This is a genomic window from Ancylomarina sp., from assembly GCF_041555295.1.
Taxonomy (GTDB): domain Bacteria; phylum Bacteroidota; class Bacteroidia; order Bacteroidales; family Marinifilaceae; genus Ancylomarina.
Window position 1 is genome coordinate 1 of record NZ_JBFFKR010000147.1, and the last position, 8,424, is coordinate 8,424.

At 39.3% G+C, this 8,424-nt stretch carries 2 protein-coding genes; both read right to left on the reverse strand.

The window, feature by feature from the left end; all coding sequences use genetic code 11:
• Nucleotides 1–318: 318 nt before the first annotated feature.
• A complete protein-coding gene (locus tag ABY905_RS10860; protein ID WP_372643594.1) occupies nt 319–5,043 on the reverse strand; it encodes an efflux RND transporter permease subunit in 4,725 nt (1,574 codons plus the stop codon).
• A 46-nt stretch (nt 5,044–5,089) separates the two neighbouring features.
• Nucleotides 5,090–8,194, reverse strand: a complete 3,105-nt coding sequence (locus ABY905_RS10865; RefSeq protein WP_372643596.1) for an efflux RND transporter permease subunit — start codon at nt 8,192–8,194, stop codon at nt 5,090–5,092.
• Nucleotides 8,195–8,424 lie beyond the last annotated feature (230 nt).

Consider the following 8,424-nt stretch of genomic DNA (forward strand, 5'->3'; position numbering starts at 1 on the left):
TCTTCGGGACTTGAATCGGAAAATAGCATAATGCCAGTGACCATAAGGAAAAAGGCAAAGGCTGCAATGAGAAAATAGATGAACTTATTGGCAAATATAATCTTGACATTGTAGCGTATAAAATCGCGTATGAGTTTTACTTGTTCTATTCCTTTCATAAATATGAGATTTGAGATGTGTTAAACCATCTACCTTTAACCATTATCTTTTTTTTTCTTTAATCCGCCTGAGGCGGACTTCGTTTCACTCAGCCTTAACATCCTTTATTTCCTTTACACTTTACCCTTTGACTGTTAGACCTTTTGACTTTTTAGACCTTTAAGTCATCGCCATTTCTTTTTCATTCAATAAACACAAATAGGCATCCTCCAAATTGGCTTTGGTATTTACTGCTCCGTATCCCGGATTTTCATCAGACAGACAACGAACACGAATTTGATCCTTATCTCTCATATGATGAATAATGACATGCTCAGCTTTTAACTGTTCAAATTCTTCCGTCGAAACCGTCAGTATCCATACTTTTTCGTTGGCAATACCAGCCATATGAACGGGCTCTCCCAGATACTTAAGTTCTCCTTTTTTCACAACGCCAACCCGGTTGCACGAGCTAGCCACATCTTCGATAATATGGGTTGAGAAGATTACGATTCTATCCTGACTTAATTCGACCAGGAGATTTCTGAATCGAATTCTTTCACGAGGGTCGAGACCTGCAGTAGGTTCATCAACCACTAAAATTCGTGGTAAATGTAGCAGAATTTGAGCGATACCGATTCTTTGTTTCATCCCACCAGAGAATGAACCAATTTTATCATCTTTTTGATCTAGCATATGAACGGCACTTAAAACATATTCAATGCGCTCATGTCTTTCCTTATTGTTTTTCAATTTCTTGATGATTCCCATATAGTTGAGGAAATCCCAGGCCGTCATATTTTCGTACATCCCGAATTCCTGAGGGAGGTAGCCGATCAATCCTTGCAGTTCTTCACGTTTCTCGCGAACATCAATCCCATTGATGGTGATTTGCCCATAACTTTGTTCCAGTATGCCACAAATGATTCGCATGAGTGTCGATTTACCTGCTCCATTGGGGCCCAGCAAACCAAACATACCGTTTTCTATATTTAAGGATATGCCTTTAACAGCCTTAAATGGCACTTTCTTTTTCCCTATAATTGGAATGATAAGGACAAAGCGATAGAAGTTTTTTCGAAGGCCACTAAAACTCCCTTTTATTCTATTGATATCGATTTTATCACGGTAAATTTTATCAGAAGAAAGCTTAATAACCAAAGCGAGATACCAGATGACACCGACAGGAATAAGCAGACCAATGAGATCGTATTTCTGAAAAGCATAGTAGAGCACAAATAGCGGGAAAAACCAAAAAATAGTTTTCTGACTCACAAAAATGAGCCATTGAATCCATTTACTTTTAGCCTCTTTCTTTAGATGATCACGATAAGCCATGATTGGCCTTATGAATCCCAACAACATGATTTGGAAAAGGATAGACAAAATAAGCACCCAGAGTTGAATTTGGATATGGTAAAAGATGAAGAATACCATAAAAGCGATCAGAGGGATTTGCCAGATTAAGACGACAAAATCATGAATCGATTCGTAAGCTTGTTTTAAGCCAAGGCGTTCTCTGATTTTAAGTCCTGATTTCCATTCGCGTGTAAATCTATTGTCCCAATCGTAAATTTTCACCAGATTTCTAATCTCAATATGCAAGGGCTCGTCGGGAGCAATAAGCTCTTCGTTGGCCTTTCGCAAACTCGCCGAGATGAAATAAATACAGGCAGGCACAGATAGAAGTAAAATAAGAAAAGTGATGATTTGCCATATCTTACTATCGACTTCGGTATAAATTAAATAAGTTCCTAAAATCCAGATGGCAAATTGAATACTCTTAACCCAAAGTTTCTGACTCCGGAGCCATGTGAGACTGGTTTGCAATCCGGCATAGACCGTAGGTATAAACACCAAAGTTAGGATGGTGCTTAAGCTTAAACCACCAATGACGGTGATGGCAAATGGTACACCAATTTCAGTCACGTACTCGGCTCGTCCAAGTGCCAGTGGCATCAGTGCAATTATGGTTGTGATTGCTGTAATCAGAATAGGTCGGATACGTGCCAAACCAGCCATAATAAGCGCACGAGATTCTCTATAGCCTCGTTTTTGCAGTACATTGGAATAATCGATCATGATAATTCCGTTGTTGACCACAATTCCCAAAAGGATGATCAAGCCTGTAAAAACATTTGGGTTCATAAGCGAAGTGCCTGTCAGAATAAGAGCGATCAATGAGCCAATAGCGGCCATTGGTATTGAAAACATCATGACAATAGGCATAGTGAAGGATTCAAATACCGATGCCAGAATCATAAAGATGAGAATAAAGGCCATCAGAAAGAGAAAACCAAATTCGCCCAGAGGATTTTCTTCGTGAATGATTTCAAGAGCAATGCCTGAAGGCAGATTCATACGTTCTACAAGCTCATCAACCTCAACTCGGGCAGCTGTTTGGAGATCCTTTTCGTCATTAACTTCAGCAATAAACTGATATTCAACCTCCAATTGCTTCTCCTGATTGGTTCGTTTAATGCTCGATAAACCATCGGTGAAATTGAGTTGACTGATGTTCTGCAATTCAAACTCAGCTCCTTGGTTTCCTTTAACTGTAAGTCTTCTCAGATCTTTTGCATCTCGTGTTTCCTGACTTGATTCTCCCAGTGTTTTTATGATGATATCGTATTCATCAGTTCCATGTTTGAATGTAACTCCGCTTGAAAATTCCTTCTGAAATGAGTTTAGCTCTGATAAAACTGAGTTGACAGGAATATCGTAGATCGCCATAATTTGTTTATCCATCTCAAGAAGCATTTCGGGTCGCTTACTGGGTATTTTTACCGAAACTCTTTCCATAGATGAGAGTTGCTCCAGATAATATCGAATATCTTCAGACAGATCTAACATCTTATCGAAATCTTGTCCCTTGATAACGAGCTTCTCTTTTTGTGTTCCCAGACCCAGCATTCCCATTAAAGGATTATCACCGCCAAAATCACCACCGCCACCACCAAATTTGCGCCCTTTTGCAGGTGGTTCCCAACTGAACGAAGCCCTGGGGATATTATCAAGGCGTTCTAATATGTTTTTCTTGATGGCTGGAACCGATCGGTTTAGTTTATCACGATAGTCATTGACTAAAGAGATGCTTAAAACGGCTTCTTCTTCGTAAACCTGACTTGTTATATCCTTTTTCTCTTCAAGTGATTCGAGATTTGTCTCCACTTCTCTAATCACAAGGTCCGTATTGTTGAGAGTGGTTCCTCCCGGAAGTGTTACATAGAGTTTTATATCCTTTATTTCGGCTTCATTTTTAGACATAAAGCTCAGTCCCACACTGATCAAGAGGGTGATAAAAAATAGTCCAAGTGCTCCCAAAATAGTTCTTCCAGGGAATCGCATGCAAGATTTTAATAGAACCAGATAGACTTGAACCAATCGGTTATGAAGCGAGATGTTTTCGAATCTGACAGGACGGCTGTTACCCTTACGTTTTAGAAAAGTATGCGTAATCATTGGAATCAAAAGCAGAGCGACTACCAATGAAACCAAAAGCGTTGAAATAATGGAAACGCCAATATGTTTTCCCATCAGTCCAATCATGAAGTCTGACGAAAACAAAAAGGGTAGAAACACAGTTATGGTCGTCAGTGTGGCTGCAAATATAGATCGCCAAACTTCTTTAGTTCCTTGAATAACGGCCGTATCGGCATCAATTTTTTTGGCTGCTAGTCGATATATATTTTCGAGGACGACGATACTATTATCGAGCAGCATACCAATGGCAAGAGCCATCCCTAAAAGGGTTAAAGTGTTAATGCTGATATTATAGGCATAGAAAAAGTTAAATGCCGTATAAATAGAGATGGGGATAGCCAATGCAATGGCGACAACCAAGCGAATGTTTTTCAAGAAAATCCATAGAACAAAGATGGCCAGTAAGCCACCTACCAGTGCCAATTCTATAATTAAATCGATGTTGGTTTTCATTATTTCAGCACTGTTGGATTGTACAACAATGCTAACATCTTTGTTTTCTAATTCTTGATTAAGTTCCTCAATCTTTTCAATAACCGTTTCAGATAAGTCAATAATATTTGCTTGTGCTTCTTTAGTCACTTGCAGTGTAACGGCTTCTTTACCATTGACGCGACTATACGAGCTTTGTTCTTTTACACCAAAACGAATATCCGCAATATCTTTAAGTTTGATTTTGCCTTGTTCCTTCACAACCAATTCGTGAATATCTGTAATATCAGTAAATTCTGAAACCACATTCACAAAGTGCATCCTATTTTTCTCGATAACTTTACCTGCAAAGCTTCTTTTATTGTCATTTTGGCTAAGAGCCTGGCGAACCTGAGATGGACTAATGCCGTAACTTTTGCAGACATCATCGCGTAGTAAGATTTCAATCGATTTTTCACGTCCTCCAAAAATGGCAACATTCGCTATACCATCTATATTTTTAATCTGATCCAGTATCTCATTCTGTGTAACTTGTCGAACCCGATCGACACCTCCACTGCCACGAACCTGAAGATTCATGAACGTATTGGTGAGCTGTTCTAAATCGAACTTCATAACCTGAACCAAGAATTCTTTGGGAAGATCTTTTTTTGCCTGCTCAACCTTTTCTGCTAGTTTCAGATAAGCGTATTTTGTATTGGTTCCTTGTTCGAAAGAGATTTGAATGTTACCACTTTGCTGCCCGGCAGTTGATGCGATTTTCTCAACACCTTCAAGACTTCCCACGACACCTTCAAGCGGTATTATGGCTTGACTTTCCATATAGCGAGGATCGACTTCCTGTTGTGCACGAACCTGTATAAAGAGCATCGGTAGCTGTGCATTGGGTATTAATTCAACCGGAAGTTGCTTGTAGGAGAAGAACCCCAACATGCTAAGGCCGGTGAAGAGCATTGCGATTAAAACCTTTCGTTTTATAATGAAATTCATTTCTGTTCAGATTTTAGTATCAGGCTTTGATTAGCTTCTATTGGTTCTATTCTGCGTTTACTGATTTTGAAAAATAGCTTTGCATTCTATCGAACACATAGTAAACACATGGAATAACCACCAGAGTCAGTAATGTTGAGGTAATCAAACCAGCAATAACGGCTATGGCCATTGGAGCTCGTAAGGCTGCACTCTCACCAAAGCCAATGGTAAGTGGTAGTAAGGCCAAAATAGTTGTGATACTTGTCATGATTATAGGTCGAATCCTATTCTCACCCGCCATGACTATTGAATTGATTAAGGACTCTCCTTGTTGCTTAAACTGATTAATGGCATCAACCAGAATGATAGAGTCGTTGACGGCTATTCCTCCAAGCATAATAATACCAATATAGGCCATAATATTCATGGGAATACCCAAAAGGAAGAAGGCCCAAACAGCACCTACTCCAGCCAATGGAATGGTTAATAAAATGGTGAAAGGATGGATTAATGATTCGAACTGCGATGCCATAACCATATAGACCAAAATAATAGAAAGCATCAGAGCAAAACTCAAATTTGAGAGAGCTTCTTGTCGTTTTTGTTCTTCACCAATAAGGCTCACCTGATAGCCTTGTGGCAACTCTATTCCTTCGAGTTTGTTATTTATTTTATCAATAACCTGATCGAAAGCTTCGGCTCCTTGAATATCGGCACTAATCTTTCCTATACGAGTTTGATTTCGTCTTAGCATTTGCTTAGGCGATGAGGATTTTTCGATATGAGCCAGCTCGTAAAGAGGAATCTCAGCATCACCACTTTTGATACGAATGGTATTTAATTCAGATAGGCTATGCTCTGGTAGTTGAATATTAATATCACTCATCTCGCCACCTTTTTCGAATTTACCAGCGTTTTTACCCATTAGGATATCCTGAAGCTGATTGGTAATGGCCTGGGTACTTAAATTGAAAATTCCAGCTTTATAACGATCTATCACAACATCCACTTCAGGCGCTCCTTCTTCGATATTGGTTTTGATATTCGTTAAATCGGGTACCTGACTTAAACGATCCTTAACCTCATTTGAAAGTCGTTCTAGGATTTCCATATCTTTTCCTTTTACCTCAACTTCAATTGGCGCATTCTCGGTTCCAATGGTCGATTGCAGAGCTGTTTCGTCACGAACAATGGTAATTTCAGCATTAGGAATTCCGGCAATTAATGTGGCGACATGATTAAGGATACTTTCTGATTGAGCTAGATATTCACTTTTAAGTCGGATTTTAATGTTGGCTGTATTCTCATTCTGAAATACCGTTTTGTCTGTTGATGAGCTGCTACCCGGACCTATTTGGCTGTAGATTGTCTCGAACTGATCTCCCATAGACTGATTAAGCATAGATTCTATAGCGATAACGGTTTGGCTGGTTCTTTCAAGCTGTGTGCCTTCTTTTAATTCGATATTGAGACTGAACTCGCCAATACCACCTTTAGGTAGATATTCATTGCCAACATAAGGTAGGATGAGGCCTGTAATGACTAACAGGATAGTCGCTCCACCAATAACCATAACTCGTTTATTGAGTAATTTTCTTAGCAGGACGCCATACCAGCCAATTTTAACTGATTTGAATTTGATGTTTTTCCCTTTTCCTTTGTAAGCAAAATGGAATAGCATCGGAATCATTAGGATTGCTACAAAAAGAGAGGCGATAAGCGAAAATGCGACCGTCCATGCTTGATCTTTAAACAAGGCTCCCGATGCTCCATGCATATACACAATCGGAAGAAAAACGACTATGGTTGTTAGTGTTGAAGCCACAATGGCTCCACCAACTTCCGATGTTCCTTCAATGGCAGCGTCCTTAACAGATAGGCCTAATTCCATTTTTCGGAATATATTTTCAATAACGACAATAGCATTATCAACCAACATTCCTGCTCCAAGAGCCAAGCCTCCCAAAGTCATGATGTTTAGACTGAGTCCGTTGAAATACATGAGGTTGAAAGTGGCAATGATAGAAACGGGGATTGCAAAACTTACGATGGCCGTTACTTTTACTCTACGTAAGAAAACGAAGAGAACCAAAATGGCAATCAGTACACCAAGTAAAGCAGTTTCTTCGACTTCGTCTATCGCTTTTTGAATAAACTGACCCTGATTTTGAACCGTGATAAACTGATAACCCGGTAAGGCTTTCTTGATGGATACCATCGTCTTTTCAAAATCTTCTACTGCCTGAACCGTATTTGATCCAGTTTCCTTATAAATGGATAAACCGATACATCGGACACCATTAATTCGAACAATATTCTGAGCTTTTTTAGCGACAAAACTAACTTTTGCGACATCCTTTAGAAGGATGGGTACTTTTCCTTTTATCAGAGCTTGTTTTTCCGTATTTGATGGAGGTGAATCTGTTTTGGTTCCTACAATTACGTTTTCAATTTCATTGATGTTTCGGATTAAACCAGCCCCTTTTATTATATACTTGGTTCCCATTTCCACAATGCTTCCACCCGAAAGATTTTGGTTGAGACTTTGTATTTTTTGTACAATCTGATCGATCGTTATATTGTGAGCATCGAGTAGGTATTGATTGGTTTCTATGCGAACTTCCTTCTCTTGCGCACCTGTTAATTCAACCTCTGCAATTCCTTCCAAACGAATCAGCTCGTTGCGAATATAATTTTCACCCACTTTACGCAATTCATTCATATCCTGTATTTCAGGATGCAGCATGCCAACTATGAGAATTGGAGATGCATTGGGATCGTGCTGAGTGATCGTGAATTCATCAATATCGCTATTCTGGCTATATGAAGAAAGTGTTTTTTGTAAATCCAGGAAAGCTTCGTCCATATCACTTCCCCATGTGTACTCTACTGTAAGTCTTGCCGATCCGACCATACAAACGGATGAAACCTGACTTACACCTTTCTGGCGAATAGACTGTGCTTCGATACCCTCAATGAATTGTTTTTCGATCTCTTCGGGTGGACGTTCACCTGCCTTTATTTCCACAAATATGCGTGGTGCATTCATCTCTGGAAACAGATCAACGTTTAACTTGCCAAGCGAGACGTATCCCAAGAGCAATATTGCCATAACAATCATGGATACCGTCACTGGATAGTTGACCGAAAATTGAGTTATTTTCTTCATTTTGTATGCCTTTATAATAGTTTGTTATGCTATTTTGAATTGAGAAGGTTCTGATTTCAAAATAACAAGCCTATTTCACAATTTTAATCTTCGATCTGTTTCTTAAGGTCTCAAAGCCTTTTACAACCAAACGATCCTTTTCTTCCAAACCAGAAACGATCTGTACCTCTTTAGGATTCTCTAGCCCAAACTGAACAACTCTTTCCTCAGCTAAACCTTTGTTTACCACA